We start from the raw sequence: 14,884 nt of genomic DNA on the forward strand, positions 1-14,884 counted from the left end.
TCCTTTTACTCAAATAAAAGAAGCCATGATGCCGTCACTTGACATACTATATGGACGGAATCAGGCCCAGTAAGGTTTCTCCTAACATTTGTCATGAAAAAGAACTTTGATTATACATATGCAGGAGAGGGCGGTTTGGCTTCTATTTATACGCGAGATGTCAAGGTAAAAAAGGTTAACTCGGGTTTGGCTAAAAACCGAAGCGGCAGCCGCGTTGTTCCAAGTCCACGGTTGACATAGATGCGGTGCTGATCGATGCCGTATAAACCTTCTACATATGTACGGCCGTAAGGTGCTGTGAGAACCGGTCCATAGAAAGGCAGCTGCACTTGACCGCCATGCGTATGCCCGGAAAGCTGCAAGTTAATAGGTGTGGTTTTCAGCTCTAAAGCGGCATCAGGCTCATGGACGAGCAGTAACGTAAATAAATCAGATGATACTTCCTGTTTGATCAAATCGTAATCAGGCACGCTCATCATGAGATCATCCAGTGAAGCAATCTGAATATGCGCATGATCTTTTTCTAATAGAAACACATCATTTTTACATAAAGTAAATCCACAAGCCTCCATTGTTTTCTCATAGAGCTCCACGCCAAATGGTCCGTAGTCATGATTTCCGTAGATGGCAAGCTTACCGAACGGAGCATGAAGCTTATTCAAATAAGCCTTCGCTTTTTCATGCTCTTCAGAGGATGCTTGAAAATCAACGAGATCACCTGTGAACACAATGAGATCTGGAGATGCAGCATTGATTTTCTGGACGATGGTTTGTAGATCCTTCGCAGGGAATGTATCACTCAAATGAACGTCACTAAATTGGGCTATTTTAAACTGGTCAAATGAAGCTGGAAGCTGAGCATCTTGAATGGTCAGTGACACGGTATCGATCATGCGCGGCTCAATGTACCTGGCATATCCATATCCACAACTTGCAGCCAAAAAACCGAGAATACTCGCACCAGCTGCTCCTTTTAAAAATTGTCTGCGGGAAAGCTGCTTCATATAAGACTCCTTTATAAATAAAATTAAGTATAGCATCATATTTGGAAAATCTCCCATATGGTGCACCGAGGGTCAATCATGATATGATAGACAATAATGAATGAATAGTCATTCAAATGACACAGAGGGGGAGAACAAATGACGAAACAAACAGTGATTGTCACAGGGGGATCAAGCGGTATGGGGAAGGCGATGGCTGCTCATTTGGCAGCTGAAGGCTGGAATGTCGTGATTACTGGTAGAACGGAAGAGACGCTGGAAAAGACGGCAAAAGAAATGAAGCAGAAGGGCGGATCGGTCGCTTATTTCCAAATGGATGTACGAAACCCGGAGGATGCTGACCATATGGTCAAGTTTGCAGTGGATACATTTGGTGATGTCGATGCCCTCATTAACAACGCAGCAGGAAATTTTTTAGTGCCAGCAGAAAAACTGTCTCCTAACGGCTGGAAGGCTGTCATTGATATTGTGTTAAATGGTACATTTTTTTGCAGCCATGCAGTGGGGAATTACTGGATTCGTCAAAAGAAAAGGGGAAGTATGATTAACATGGTGGCCACCTATGCATGGGGTGCTGGTGTAGGCGTGGCGCATTCGGCGGCAGCAAAGGCAGGTGTGTTGTCTCTCACTCGAACGCTTGCTGTGGAATGGGGGAAGCAATATCGCATTCGCGTCAATGCGATCGCACCAGGTCCAATTGAGAGAACAGGCGGTGCAGATAAACTATGGGAATCTGAAGAGGCAGCGCAAAGAACATTAGATAGTGTTCCTCTTGGCAGACTGGGAACACCTGAGGAAATTGCAGCGCTTGCGAGCTTTTTATTGTCTGAGCATGCGTCTTATATAAATGGAGATTGTATCACGATGGATGGGGGACAATGGCTCAACCAATCACCATTTTGATTGACGATGTAAGACCTGCTTTTGATGTGGTATAATCACACAAAGAGAGAAGCAGGTGATGAAAATGGTCGATCCATTGGATATTTTAACGAATATTGAAGATGTTTTCCCGCACTATCAAGCAATATTCAGTGCGGAAGAGCAAAAAGTGATAGGCTATGAGATTCTAGGAAGAATGAAGCTTGAGTCAGAAACGGTCAGCCTAGGCTCCTTCTTTACGGATTCATCTATTCCTGACGAATATAAATTGGAAGTAGATCACAAAGTATTGACTCAAGCACTTGATCTCTTCACAACTGCAGATGACGATTTGCTCATTTTTATTAATCATGATGCCAATATCCTCATGCTGGATCATGGTGAAAGCTTTTTAGAACTTTTAAAGGAATATGAAGCAAGGGGCATTCAGCTTAACCGGTTTGTTATTGAGTTTGCAGAGCATACGTTTAGCGGCGACATTGAACAGCTATACCATACGTTAACGTATTATCGTACATATGGGATTAAAATCGCCGTCTCAAATATAGGAAAAGAAAGCAGTAATCTGGACCGGATTGCCTTGCTTTCACCTGATTTATTAAAAATAGATTTACAGGCATTAAAGGCATCGGCTCCATCTCCTTCCTATGAATATGTCTTGTACAGCATTTCATTGCTTGCAAGAAAAATAGGAGCTGCCTTAATTTATGAGGATATTGAAGCAAATTTCCAGCTGCAGTATGCTTGGAGAAATGGCGGGAGATATTTTCAAGGGTTCTATCTTCATGAGCCTGCAGGAGAATTAATCGACCGAAGCCACCGAAAAGATCAGCTTAGAGAAGAATTCCAGCAATTTATTGCCCATGAGAAAAAGAAGCTGCAAGCTGTCTACGAACATTCTGAAACATTCTATAAACGAATTCATCTAGCTGTTACGACTTTAAAGAAATCGTGCAGCACAAATGATGAGCTCATTCAAAAACTGGCACTTGAACTAACAGATTGCAGCTTCCGGATTTATATGTGTAATGAAGAAGGCTTTCAAATCACTGGAAATGTGTTTAAAAAAGAAGAAGAATGGCTGTTTCAGCCGGAGTATATAGAAAAAAACTGGAGCTGGCGTCCTTATTTCCTAGAAAATATTCTTCAAATGAGAATTAGCGGAAAAGGATTTTTCAGCGATATTTACAGTGATTTAGAAACCGGTGAGAGGATACGTACGTTTTCTTATCCTTTAGAGGGTGATATGTATTTGTTTATAGACCTTCCGTATGCTTATTTATATGAGCAAGATGGATTAATTTGAAGACGCGGAGTGAAGACAAACCCTCGCATTCGTTGTCAGTCCTATGTGCCAGTGCTCACGAATGTACAATTCGCTCCGCTCCGGTACTCGTCCTTCCTAGACTTCAAAGGTTTTCTATCACGCTGAAATATAAACAAAAGGCATTTTAGCCTTTTGTCTCAATCTGAGCAGCCTCGCAGGCTGCTTTTTTTGATAGAAAAAAGAAATAAAAAATGGTTGACAATGAAACTGATAATCATTATCATTTAGTTATAGAGAGAAGCTACTCTCTGTTCCCCAACCCCTCTATCAGATCAAGATCCAAAAAACTTGGCGCTACCCCCGCCAAGTTTTTTTTGTGCTTCAATCTTTCCCTTCATGCATAGGACAGCCCAAACTCTCCATACATCTTAAGTGATGATAGTTAGACGGTAGGAGGGAAACATCATGATCAAACGTGACATGCGGCTGCTCATTGATTTGCCAAGACCAGATCACCCAGATGCAAATGGTGCCGCTGCTGTGCAAGAATTACTCGGCGGGAAATTCGGTGAAATGTCCACATTAAATAATTACATGTTTCAATCCTTTAACTTTAGAGGAAAACGAAAACTCAAACCGTTTTATGACCTCGTATCCAGTATTACGGCTGAAGAATTCGGTCATGTCGAGCTAGTAACCACAGCCATCAATCTCATGATTACAGGAACCACCCATGGCGGGGATCCAGATACGACGCCGATGAAGGCAGCTGTCGATAAACGAAATACACAGCATTTTATTCAAACAGCCCAAACAGGCTATCCGTTTGATTCAATGGCAAAACCTTGGACCGGAGAGAATGTGTTCTCAAGTGGCAACCTCATTCTTGATCTCCTCCATAATTTCTTTCTTGAATGCGGAGCTCGTACGCACAAAATGCGTGTATATGAAATGACAGACCATCCTACAGCAAGAGAGATGATCGGTTATTTACTTGTCAGGGGCGGCGTGCATATTGTGGCATATGCAAAGGCACTTGAAGTCGCTACAGGAGTAGATTTAGGGAAAATGCTGCCAATCCCAAATCTCGACAACAAATACTTTGATTCAGCGAGGAAATTTGAAGACCAGAATGTTCATACAAAGCTGTACACATTTAGTGATACGGATTACAAGGATATCAATAAAATTTGGAAAGGCAGCCACCCGATTGATGGAAAGCCGCTGACAGTCATTGAGGGCACCCCGCAAGGAGCACCTGTGCCAGATTATAGAGAATTGCCAGAAGAGTTTGCTCCGGGGATTTCTAAAGAAGATTTTGATGAAATTGCGAAACGGCTGATGAGATCTGCCGGTTTATAAAAATCATGGTGCATGAGATGAGAAAAAAGACTCAAACTAAAAAAACAGATTCTTTTTCTTTTTTTGAATTCAAGAGGAAAAATATCATCTGAGAACACTTTATGGTATGATGCTTTGTAGGACTTGTGTATAATCAATACGGGTTCATCTTGAGTTGTTTTTTTGAAAGGAGTCTTTTTTTAGAATGTCACAATTAATGGGTATCATTACAAGGCTGCAAAGTCTTCAAGAGACAGCAGAAGCTGCAAACGAGCCGGCACAGCGTTATTTCGAAGTGAACGGTGAGAAAATCTGTAGTGTTAAGTATTTCGAAAAGAATCAAACGTTTGAATTGACTGTTTTTCAACAAGGGGATAAGCCAAATACTTTCCCATTTGACAACATTGATATGATTTCGATTGAGATTTTTGAGCTTCTACAATCCTAAGCTGAATCGTATGAAATGTTTTTTCTGAGGATTCCTTCGTTTATTGCGGCAGCATACATGGATCATCATAGATGAGATGTACAAATGGAAGATGATCAATCAGCGCATTTTTCGGATAAGAGACCATTAAAAAGGAGTTCCTTTCTGTGAGTGATTCTTTTTTCTACAATCTTTCTGAAGATCATTTAGCGTTTTCTGATGTCGTCATGAGAATGAAAGACTTTATTCGAAAAGACCCTAGATCCGCCTATGTGTTATCAATTGGTACGGACTCTCAGGTCAATCAAAATGTCACAACATTTATGACTGCAATTCATCTCCACCGGATTGGCAAAGGAGCTTGGGGTTGTCTCACACAACAAGTGATCGAGAGACCCGTGCAAAGTCTTAGAGAAAAAATTTCATTAGAGACAGCGTTTAGCCAAAAGGTATGTGCAGACATCCTTGAGGGGCCTTTAACAGAACTGATGGATTTGCTTCTTCCGTTTGCTGAGGAAGGGGCAGACCTTCGTTTTGAAGCCCATCTGGATATTGGCAAAAAAGGAAGTACGAAAGAGCTGATTCAGGAAATGACCGGAATGATCACAGCTATGGGAATTGAAGCAAAAATAAAACCCGACTCATATGCAGCATTTTGCTATGCCAATCGATACACAAAATAAATTCCGTCATTTTTCTCCAAACCTTGTCGAAACGTGCGGTTGACGATTCGATTCTAGTTCCTTATTCTAGCTGTATAGAGAGGAAGCAGACATTCAAAAGCCTGCTAATCAATATAAAAGCATATATGAAACAGGGGGCCTGATGTTGAATGAGCGTCATCGAAAATCGTTTTAATGAAGAAGAGAAAAAGCTATTATTAAACGTATTGCTGAATCAGGAATATGCTGTCGAATTACTAAGCAGTGAGATCAATGATATAGAATGTGGAACAAAAAATGTCGACGACAATACGTATAAGCAATTGATCACATTGTATGACAGAGTAAGGTTTGAGAATTAATATTGATTTAACATTCTATTAGATACTCGGGGGCTGAGTATCTTTTTTATGCAGAAAAAATCTTTCGACAAATTTCGTTTTAGTTTATGCTTAATGGTAAAGGGGAATGTATGATTGATGATTGAGAGAAAAGGGGTCGAAGAAACATGATAGAGATAGAACCGACTCAATTGCTTGAGTCAACAGTAGCCGAGCATATGATTGATGCAGATAAGGTGGCACATGTTCAAATTGGAAATAATCTTGAGCATGCCCTATTGGTTCTAACAAAAACAGGATATACAGCCATACCGGTATTAGACGCTTCTTATCATTTACACGGGTTAATTGGAACGAATATGATTATGGATAAAATCTTCGGTTTAGAACGTATCGAATTCGAGAAGCTGGACCAGTTGAAGGTTGAAGAGGTCATGCTGACGGATATTCCGAGACTTAAAACAACAGATCCTGTACTAAAAGGCGTTCACGCTGTGACGAATAATGGATTTGTTTGTGTAGAAAATGAGGAGCAGGTCTTTGAGGGCATTTTTACACGACGTGTTGTATTAAAGCGCTTAAATGAGGTCATTCATTCCGCGAAAAAATGAGCTGCAGCCCAGCTTATTTTTTTGCCTTCATAAGTTAAAATTTATATAATGAGCATATAGAATAAGAAAAACTTATAGAGAGAAAGGGGACGCCCATGCAGCTTCAGGAGTTACATATGCTTGTTGTGCTAAGTGAAGAATTGAATATGAGAAAGGCTTCAGAGCGGCTCTTTGTCTCTCAGCCTGCTTTATCTCAAAGATTGCAGACGATTGAAAAGGAATGGGGAACCAAAATCTTTTTTCGTTCTCAGAAAGGGCTCACCGTGACTTCGGCAGGAGAACAGATTATTCAATTTGCAAAAGAAGTAACGGTTGAGCAGGATCGAGTGAGAGAACGAATCGATGAACTTGAAGGGGAAATTCACGGTACACTAAAGCTTGCGGTTGCATCCATTATTGGACAGCACTGGCTGCCGAAAGTGTTAAAGCGGTATGTCGAAAAATACCCAAATGCCAAGGTGTCACTCGTGACCGGCTGGAGCAGTGAAATGCTCAAAAGCTTGTATGAGGACCATGTGCACATTGGGATCATTCGCGGCAACCCTGATTGGAAGGGGACAAAGGAATACTTGATGACAGATCATTTATATTTAGTCGATTCCGTGATCAAGGACGTAGATGAATTAATCAAGACGGAGCGGCCATTTATCCAATTTAAAAGCGACAGCACATATTATCAGGAAATCCAGCACTGGTGGCACCAAAAATTTAAAGTGTCTCCAAAGCAGACGATTCTCGTGGACCAAATTGAAACATGTAAACAAATGGCCTACCACGGCATCGGCTACGCCATTTTGCCTTCTGTTACATTATATGATCACGAAAAAAGTGTTTATAAAACACCGCTTGTTGATGTGAATGGAGAGCAAATCGGCCGTGACACATGGCTGCTAGGCTATGAAGCGTCTTTTCAGCTAAAACAGGTGCAAGCTTTTGTCGGTGTGGTTAAAGAAATGCTTGAAAATGATGCGGTGTAAGTACCTTCTTGGAAGAAAGAAGGTGCCTTTTTTAGGATAAGTGTAGTCCTTCGACTTCATACACAATTTGAGGAGCGATTTCACCAAATGAGAAACAAACAGTTGATCAAAATCAACAAACCGAAATGGGGAAATGATTTACGCGCGAGATGGCGTGAACGTTTTGCTCGTCATCTGTCAATCAAGGAACAAAAAGAGGTGGCAATAGATGACTTTCTATGGCATTTATGCAGCTCAGGAATGGTTACATGCCTTGAAAAAGATGAAGCGATTGACGCATTTCTTAAACAACCAAAGTACAAATGTACTGTTTTTTATCAATTTGTGAACGAGGCGTATCTGTTCGAAAATGCCAGCTCACTTTCAATTAATGATTTACCATATCAATCTGATGATATGGATTATAACGATATGTATGTGATGGATTGGAATGAAAAATGGACATTTGTGATGACGCATGAAACGGACTATGGTCCATATTTTATTCAAATAGATGAAACGAGCGAATGATCAAGCCTTGATCATTTCGAAATAAAAAACCTGTCTTCCAATTGGAATGAGCGGGTTTTTTTATTGGTTATGCTGATCTTGATCAATGTCTTTTCATAAAAACATTTGACAATGAAAATCATTATCATTTAAAGTGTACATATAATAATTGAAAATGATTATCATTTAGATGAGGTGACCGATAGATGAAAGCACTAATTGCATTTGCGAGTATGTCTGGAAATACGGAAGATATGGCAGCAATCTTAAAGCAAACACTTGAAGGAAAAGGGATCGATACAGAAATGATGGAATTTGATGATACGAATGCAGAAGACCTTTCCTCATACGATTACGTATTCATTGGTTCTTATACATGGGGTGATGGAGATTTGCCTTATGAAGCAGAGGATTTTTATGAAGAGGTCTCTACTCTTGAACTTAGCCACATCAAAGCAGCTGTCTTTGGATCGGGTGATTACAGCTATCCGAAGTTTTGTGAGGCTGTCCATACATTCCATGACATGCTGAAATCAACGGGTGCATCCGTTTTTCCTGAAACATTAAAAATGGAGCTTGCACCGGATACAGATGAAGATGTGGCGTGCTGTCAGGAATTTGCAGCGAGCTTTTTAACGTGGGCTGCTTTGTCTGAGAAACGAGTTGAAAATCATGTTTCATAAAGGAGCAACAGCCGTTGCAGCATCTAAAAACGGTGGATACTTTGTTGCTGTAAAACGTGAAGGTATTTTTCACTATAATGTGGAAAGCGGATGGCAGCAGCTGTTTAAGCTCAAGCATAAAATCCATGCGATCAGCTATATTGGCCCTTATTTATTCGGTGTTGGTGAAAATGGCACAGTAATTAGATCAGGAGATGAAGGCAGTACATGGGCGTTGTCTTCATTCCCAACAAATGCAGTCGTTTGGTCTATTACAGGACGCAAAGATGGGTTTGTATGTGCGCATGGAAAACATAGTATCTATGTGTCAAATGATTTCGGAATTTCCTGGGAAATTATGAAGCCATTTGCTCATGTGAATCATCCGCCGGTCATTCGTTCTTTATGTGCTGCAGGTGACCATCTTTATATTGGAACACAGATTCATGAGGTTCACGGAGGAATATGGGTGTATGACTTGCAAAGTGAACAGATTTTTCTTCTAAACAGAGAGGAGCACCGCATGACAGCTTCTATGCTGCTCTGTCATGAACATCTTCTTGTTTGTGCGTTAGGTTCAAAAAAAGGCAAAAAAGGATCTGTTCAAATTTTAGATTTACATACAAATATTCTGCATGATATTCAATCACAGGCCTTTGCTAGAGAAGAATCATTTTTGGATGTGTCAGAGGATAATGGCATTGTGTATGTGACCACCTCACAAGACGAACACGGATTTTCTAAAGTGTATCAGCTTGATATTGAGCAAAAAGAGCTCAAATGGTTTGATACGATCAAAGGACATGGTTTTCGTGTAGCCAATCAAAACGAAAACTTTTTCTGTGCGGGTTTATATGAAAGTAAGTTTGTCAGGCCATATGAGGAGCCTGCATTGATTCATTGATAAGGAGGAAGAAAAAGTGACAGAAAAGGTTTTATTGGTATATGCCACGATGTCTGGAAATACAGAAGCGATGGCAGATTTAATTGAAAAAGGTATAACGGAAGCAGGAGCCAGCGTAGACCGGCATGAAGCGATGGATATTGATGCTGAGCTGCTCAATGATTACTCGCACATTATGTTAGGTGCGTATACATGGGGAGATGGCGATCTTCCGGATGATTTTATTGATTTATATGAAGAAATGGAAGAGCTTGATTTAACGGGAAAAGCATTTGCAGTATTTGGTTCTGGCGATACATCTTACGAACATTTTTGCGGAGCTGTCGACCTAATTGAAGAAAAAGTGAAGGAGCTTGGCGGTGACATTGTCCTGCCTTCAGTTAAGATTGAGCTCAATCCAGAAGGGGAGGAAGAAGACGAATTAATTTCTTTTGGCAGACAATTTGTTCAGCTTCACCAGCAAGAAGCGGGATAATCGGTCCCGCTTGTTTTATTTTCCATTGCGGAGATGACTCTAACACTTGTCATTAAAACACTCCTTTGGTACAGTAATGAAGTATAAATTAAGAGGAGGACATACATACATGAAACAAATGGACGCTAATGAAATTATTTCATTTATTCAAAATAGTACAAAATCAACACCTGTCAAAGTCTATATCAAAGGAGACTTAGAAGGTATTGAGTTTGGTGAACATGCAAAAACATTCATCACAGGAAACACTGGAGTTGTTTTCGGTGAGTGGAGCGAAATTCAAGAAGCGCTAGCATCTAACAAAGATAAAATTGAAGATGTTGTCGTGGAAAATGACCGCCGCAACTCTGCAATTCCGATGTTAGATTTGAAAAACATTAAAGCCCGTATTGAGCCAGGGGCAATCATTCGTGACCAAGTTGAAATCGGTGATAATGCAGTCATTATGATGGGTGCTTCTATTAATATCGGTTCTGTGATTGGCGAAGGTACGATGATTGACATGAACGTGGTGCTTGGCGGCCGTGCGACAGTAGGTAAGAACTGTCATATCGGTGCTGGATCTGTTCTTGCAGGTGTCATTGAGCCGCCGTCTGCTAAACCAGTTGTTGTAGAAGATGACGTTGTCATCGGTGCGAACGCTGTTGTTCTAGAAGGCGTGACAATTGGTAAAGGTGCAGTAGTAGCTGCTGGTGCGATCGTTGTAAACGATGTAGAGCCTTACACAGTTGTAGCAGGTACACCTGCTAAGAAAATCAAAGACATTGATGAGAAAACAAAAGGTAAGACTGAAATCAAACAAGAACTGCGTCAGCTTTAATTATATAATTCGCAGCTGAAGACAAAGACGTGGATGAGATATCCACGTCTTATTCGTATAGAAGAAAGGAAGTGAGTTCACTTGTTAAATCGTGAGCAATTAATATCCATTCGAAGAGATTTACACCAAATCCCTGAGCTTGGTTTCCAAGAATTTAAAACTCAAGCGTATCTCATTCAGCACCTTAGCACCTATTCAAAAGATCGAGTTGAGATTGAAACGTGGCGAACTGGGCTTTTTGTGAAAGTGAAGGGAACAAATCCAACGCGCGTATTTGCTTATCGTGCAGATATGGACGGTCTGTCTATTCCTGAGGAAACAGGGTATCCATTTGAATCTGTGCATGAAGGAAAGATGCATGCATGTGGACATGACCTTCATATGACCATTGCACTTGGTATCATTGATCATTTCGTTCATGAACCGATCAAAGAAGACGTATTATTTATCTTCCAGCCGGCAGAAGAAGGGCCAGGCGGAGCTGAACCGATGCTTGCAAGTGATGTATTGAAAAAATGGACACCAGACTTTATTACAGCGCTGCATATCGCACCTGAATATCCTGTTGGAACAATTGCTACGAAGCCTGGTTTGTTATTTGCCAATACGAGTGAGCTTGTGATTGAGCTTGAAGGAAAAGGCGGACACGCTGCATATCCTCATTTAGCAAATGATATGGTTGTTGCTGCAAGTGCACTTGTAGGTCAGCTGCAATCGGTCATTTCGCGTAATGTCGATCCCCTTGATAGTGCGGTCATTACAGTCGGTACAATTACCGGTGGAACGGCTCAAAATATTATTGCGCAGCATGCAAAGCTTGACGGTACCATTCGCACACTATCCCCAGAGTCTATGGACAAGGTGAGAAAGCGAATTGAAGCATTGGCAAAAGGCGTTGAAATTGGCTACGAATGCAAGGCAACCGTTCAATACCCTTCCTCTTATTACGAAGTGGACAATTCAAAGGATTTGACAGAGGAATTTATGTCATATGTAGCCGAAGAAGGGCTAGCAAATGTGATTGAATGCAGAGAAGCCATGACAGGAGAAGATTTTGGCTACATGCTGAAAAAATATCCCGGCTTCATGTTTTGGTTAGGGGTCGATTCAGAATACGGCCTGCACCATGCAAAGCTCCAGCCTGATGAAAACGCGATTGAAACAGCTGTGAATGTCATGACGGCTTATTTTAAAAAGCAAGCTGGGGAATGAATAATCGAGCTGCCTCCTGTACACCTTATGAACAGGAGGTGTTCTTGATTATGACAAGAATTGGTGTAGAACAATCTTTATCCGATGTAGAAGAACTATTGAAGCAAAAAGGATATGATGTCGTACGTATTCAAAATGAACAGCAAATGGATCAGTGTGACTGTTATGTCGTCACAGGACTAGATTCAAATGTTCTTGGCATTTCAGACACAACAACAAAGGCATCTGTTATTACAGCATCAGGTATGACGGCTGATGAAATTTGCCAAGAAGTAGAACAGCGTGTTCAATAAAACAAGAAAAAGAACCGGTAGATTATGATCCCGGTTCTTTTTGCTCTTTTTCTATATCGAGTACTTCTTTCATTTTTTTGCGCAAGATTCGTTCCACTCGCCATTGCTCCATTGTTTCAGTTTTCGCTATGATGCGCAGCACAAGGGAAGAGGAACCGAACGCCTCTACGCCGACAACTTGAGGACCTTCGATAATTTGAGGAGTTTCCTCCCGTACCTCATCACAGGCAGCTTGGAGGGCTGTGATCATCTGATCCACATTTTCATCCGGTGACAGCTCAATATCAACGAGTGCCTGCATTGTCCCTCTTGAATGATTGCTTACATTCAGTATGCTGCGATTTGGAATGAAATGAAGGGTGCCGTCAAAGCTTCGAAGCTGCGTGGTTCTTAGGCCAATTTGTTCGACAATCCCATCGAAGCCAGCGACCGTTATATATTCTCCTACATCAAATTGTTTTTCCAATAATATAAAGAATCCAGTCACAATATCACTCACTAACCCTTGAGCGCCAAAGCCGATCGCAAGTCCCACAACGCCCGCACCTGCCAGTAAAGCGGTCGGGTTATAATGAAATAAGTCGAGGATCATCACAACTAGAATAAAAATCAATAAGTAGGCGAAAATATTTAACGTCAAACTTTGCAGTGTCTGAGCTCTTGATAAAGAGACCTCATGCTTTTCAGCGAATGTTGAATAGGCGCGCTTAATCATCTTGTTTCCTATGGCTCTGATGATAAAGTAAATGGCAAAGATGGCGACTAGTTTTAGCAAAATCATACTGCTATTGAGGATAATGGAAACCCAATCTACTTGTTGAAATGCTCTCATAATCTTCAAAACCTTTCTATGTATGCTCTAAAAGAGAAGCTAATCATTTGTTCCCTTATGCAAGTCATGTTAAACTTTTGATAAGTAGAGCAGGAATTGTGACAAATCGTTAATTAAATTTATTATTAATTAATATTGACTAAAAATCGCATAAGTATTATAATTGTAATTGTGAAGTTATTAACTAAATGAGAATTTTAAGTTTTGATTCTCATTTTATATACAGCTAAGAAGACTGTATAAAGATATTATTTTTTGGAGGGATTTACATATGGCAGAGCGTTTTGTAGGAAAACAAGCTCCACGTTTTGAAATGGAAGCAGTACTTGCTAACAAGGAATTTGGTAAAGTAAGTTTAGAGGAAAACATGAAGAATGACAAATGGACAGTTCTTTTCTTCTATCCAATGGATTTCACATTTGTTTGCCCAACTGAAATTACAGCAATGAGCGATCGTTATGACGAGTTCGAAGATTTAGATGCAGAAATCATTGGTGTATCTACTGATACAATCCACACGCATCTTGCTTGGATCAATACAGACCGTAAAGATAATGGTCTAGGTGAATTAAAATACCCGTTAGCTGCTGATACTAACCACACAGTATCTAGAGAATACGGCGTTTTAATTGAAGAAGAAGGAATTGCTCTTCGCGGTTTATTCATCATTAACCCAGAAGGCGAACTACAATACCAAACAGTATTCCACAACAATATCGGTCGTGATGTAGATGAGACATTACGTGTTCTTCAAGCATTACAAACTGGTGGACTTTGCCCAGCGAACTGGAAACCTGGTCAAAAAACACTTTAATTGATAACTGAAGAAACAGGAGGGTCTAACTGATGTTAGACCTTTTTGTTTCGACACATACAATGGATGGAGGCGCTTCATAATGAAATTACGTCAACCAATGCCAGAACTAACTGGTGCAAAAGAATGGTTAAATGGAGAAGTAACAAAAGAAGATTTGATTGGTGACAAACCAACATTGATTCATTTCTGGTCAGTCAGCTGTCATCTTTGTAAAGAGGCAATGCCTCAAGTCAATCAATTCCGTGATGAATACAAGGATCAACTAAACGTTGTGGCAGTTCATATGCCTCGTTCAGAGGATGACCTAGATCTAGAAAAAATCAAAGAAGTTGCGAAAGAGCATGAAATTACGCAGCCAATCTTTGTGGACAGTGATCATCACTTAACAGAAGCCTTTGAAAACGAATATGTACCGGCATATTATGTATTTGATAAAACAGGTGCTTTGCGCCACTTCCAAGCCGGCGGAAGCGGAATGAAAATGCTTGAAAAACGTGTCAATCGAGTGCTTTCTGAGTCTGAAAAGGCTGCAGAATAAGCTTTTCCCCCATAAATGGGGGTTTTTTCATGGACAAAATTAGGAAGCATATGGCTTCGGATGAGTTTTTATGTAGGTGTTATTCCTAAGAAAAGAGAAAATGAGGGAGTTTATTAAAAAATATCCCTGAAACAAAAAGGTATAACGACCTATTTACATTTTTGTTTTGAAATGAAAATGTAAAGATTTTAACTTTTTACTATTCAGAACGTTTTTGCACAAAAGAAATTTCAGTTAGGTAAATAACTATATAAATCAAGTAGTATAAGCGTTTATTCAATTTTTTTACAATATTTTAAGGTTTGTCAAAAGCCTATAGTGGCAATGAAA

The 14,884-nt window shown here is 40.3% G+C and carries 19 protein-coding genes; 17 read left to right on the forward strand and 2 right to left on the reverse strand.

Annotation, left to right across the window (positions count from 1 at the left end; genetic code table 11):
* Positions 1–146: 146 nt before the first annotated feature.
* Positions 147–1,004 (reverse strand): metallophosphoesterase, encoded by an 858-nt coding sequence (locus NSQ25_RS06700; protein WP_326136491.1) that lies wholly within the window; start codon positions 1,002–1,004, stop codon positions 147–149.
* 138 nt (positions 1,005–1,142) lie between these two features.
* On the opposite strand from NSQ25_RS06700, the gene fadH reads away from it, so the two are divergent.
* The 15 genes from fadH (at position 1,143) to NSQ25_RS06775 (ending at position 12,367) form a co-directional block, all read left to right on the forward strand.
* Positions 1,143–1,907, forward strand: coding sequence for a 2,4-dienoyl-CoA reductase (gene fadH, locus NSQ25_RS06705; RefSeq protein WP_251232159.1), 765 nt, complete (start codon positions 1,143–1,145; stop codon positions 1,905–1,907).
* 64 nt (positions 1,908–1,971) lie between these two features.
* Positions 1,972–3,192 carry an EAL-associated domain-containing protein gene (locus tag NSQ25_RS06710; RefSeq protein WP_034281946.1) on the forward strand — a complete coding sequence of 407 codons (1,221 nt, stop codon included), beginning with the start codon at positions 1,972–1,974 and terminating at the stop codon, positions 3,190–3,192.
* Positions 3,193–3,618: 426 nt separating this feature from the next.
* Positions 3,619–4,515, forward strand: coding sequence for a manganese catalase family protein (locus NSQ25_RS06715; protein WP_034281589.1), 897 nt, complete (start codon positions 3,619–3,621; stop codon positions 4,513–4,515).
* A gap of 184 nt (positions 4,516–4,699) precedes the next feature.
* A complete protein-coding gene (locus NSQ25_RS06720; RefSeq protein WP_003212254.1) occupies positions 4,700–4,942 on the forward strand; it encodes a DUF1797 family protein in 243 nt (80 codons plus the stop codon).
* Between the two features lie 146 nt (positions 4,943–5,088).
* The gene (locus tag NSQ25_RS06725) at positions 5,089–5,604 is read left to right on the forward strand and encodes a ribonuclease H-like YkuK family protein (protein WP_024426864.1); all 516 of its coding nucleotides are present in this window, start codon (positions 5,089–5,091) and stop codon (positions 5,602–5,604) included.
* A 149-nt stretch (positions 5,605–5,753) separates the two neighbouring features.
* Entirely contained in the window at positions 5,754–5,945 is a 192-nt protein-coding gene (gene abbA / locus NSQ25_RS06730; RefSeq protein ID WP_003210802.1) for an antirepressor AbbA, read from the forward strand.
* A 146-nt stretch (positions 5,946–6,091) separates the two neighbouring features.
* Positions 6,092–6,535: a cyclic-di-AMP-binding protein CbpB gene (cbpB, locus tag NSQ25_RS06735; RefSeq protein WP_034281593.1), complete on the forward strand. Its 444-nt coding sequence runs from the start codon at positions 6,092–6,094 to the stop codon at positions 6,533–6,535.
* Between the two features lie 95 nt (positions 6,536–6,630).
* Positions 6,631–7,512 (forward strand): LysR family transcriptional regulator, encoded by an 882-nt coding sequence (locus NSQ25_RS06740; RefSeq protein WP_120207134.1) that lies wholly within the window; start codon positions 6,631–6,633, stop codon positions 7,510–7,512.
* An 87-nt stretch (positions 7,513–7,599) separates the two neighbouring features.
* Positions 7,600–8,022 carry a DUF4275 family protein gene (locus NSQ25_RS06745; RefSeq protein WP_326136490.1) on the forward strand — a complete coding sequence of 141 codons (423 nt, stop codon included), beginning with the start codon at positions 7,600–7,602 and terminating at the stop codon, positions 8,020–8,022.
* 185 nt (positions 8,023–8,207) lie between these two features.
* Entirely contained in the window at positions 8,208–8,684 is a 477-nt protein-coding gene (locus NSQ25_RS06750; RefSeq protein ID WP_024426866.1) for a flavodoxin, read from the forward strand.
* On the forward strand, positions 8,674–9,567 hold the full coding sequence (locus tag NSQ25_RS06755; RefSeq protein WP_046312215.1) for a hypothetical protein: 894 nt from the start codon (positions 8,674–8,676) through the stop codon (positions 9,565–9,567). The genes NSQ25_RS06750 and NSQ25_RS06755 overlap by 11 nt, the downstream gene beginning before the upstream one ends.
* A gap of 16 nt (positions 9,568–9,583) precedes the next feature.
* Positions 9,584–10,042 (forward strand): flavodoxin, encoded by a 459-nt coding sequence (locus NSQ25_RS06760; RefSeq protein WP_024424724.1) that lies wholly within the window; start codon positions 9,584–9,586, stop codon positions 10,040–10,042.
* A gap of 109 nt (positions 10,043–10,151) precedes the next feature.
* The gene (gene dapD / locus NSQ25_RS06765; protein ID WP_008347987.1) at positions 10,152–10,862 is read left to right on the forward strand and encodes a 2,3,4,5-tetrahydropyridine-2,6-dicarboxylate N-acetyltransferase; all 711 of its coding nucleotides are present in this window, start codon (positions 10,152–10,154) and stop codon (positions 10,860–10,862) included.
* An 81-nt stretch (positions 10,863–10,943) separates the two neighbouring features.
* A complete protein-coding gene (locus tag NSQ25_RS06770) occupies positions 10,944–12,074 on the forward strand; it encodes an N-acetyldiaminopimelate deacetylase (protein WP_034281599.1) in 1,131 nt (376 codons plus the stop codon).
* 50 nt (positions 12,075–12,124) lie between these two features.
* The gene (locus tag NSQ25_RS06775; protein ID WP_024424725.1) at positions 12,125–12,367 is read left to right on the forward strand and encodes a YkuS family protein; all 243 of its coding nucleotides are present in this window, start codon (positions 12,125–12,127) and stop codon (positions 12,365–12,367) included.
* A 22-nt stretch (positions 12,368–12,389) separates the two neighbouring features.
* Here the strand turns inward: NSQ25_RS06775 and NSQ25_RS06780 are convergent, their stop codons facing one another.
* Positions 12,390–13,199, reverse strand: a complete 810-nt coding sequence (locus NSQ25_RS06780; protein WP_024424726.1) for a mechanosensitive ion channel family protein — start codon at positions 13,197–13,199, stop codon at positions 12,390–12,392.
* A gap of 271 nt (positions 13,200–13,470) precedes the next feature.
* Here NSQ25_RS06780 and ahpA point away from each other — a divergent pair, with 271 nt between their 5' ends.
* Positions 13,471–14,013 carry a biofilm-specific peroxidase AhpA gene (gene ahpA / locus NSQ25_RS06785; protein ID WP_003211758.1) on the forward strand — a complete coding sequence of 181 codons (543 nt, stop codon included), beginning with the start codon at positions 13,471–13,473 and terminating at the stop codon, positions 14,011–14,013.
* Positions 14,014–14,095: 82 nt separating this feature from the next.
* On the forward strand, positions 14,096–14,554 hold the full coding sequence (locus NSQ25_RS06790; protein ID WP_024424727.1) for a TlpA disulfide reductase family protein: 459 nt from the start codon (positions 14,096–14,098) through the stop codon (positions 14,552–14,554).
* Positions 14,555–14,884: the final 330 nt, after the last annotated feature.

It is taken from the genome of Bacillus sp. FSL R5-0512 (genome assembly GCF_038593295.1).
Classification (GTDB): domain Bacteria; phylum Bacillota; class Bacilli; order Bacillales; family Bacillaceae; genus Bacillus; species Bacillus safensis.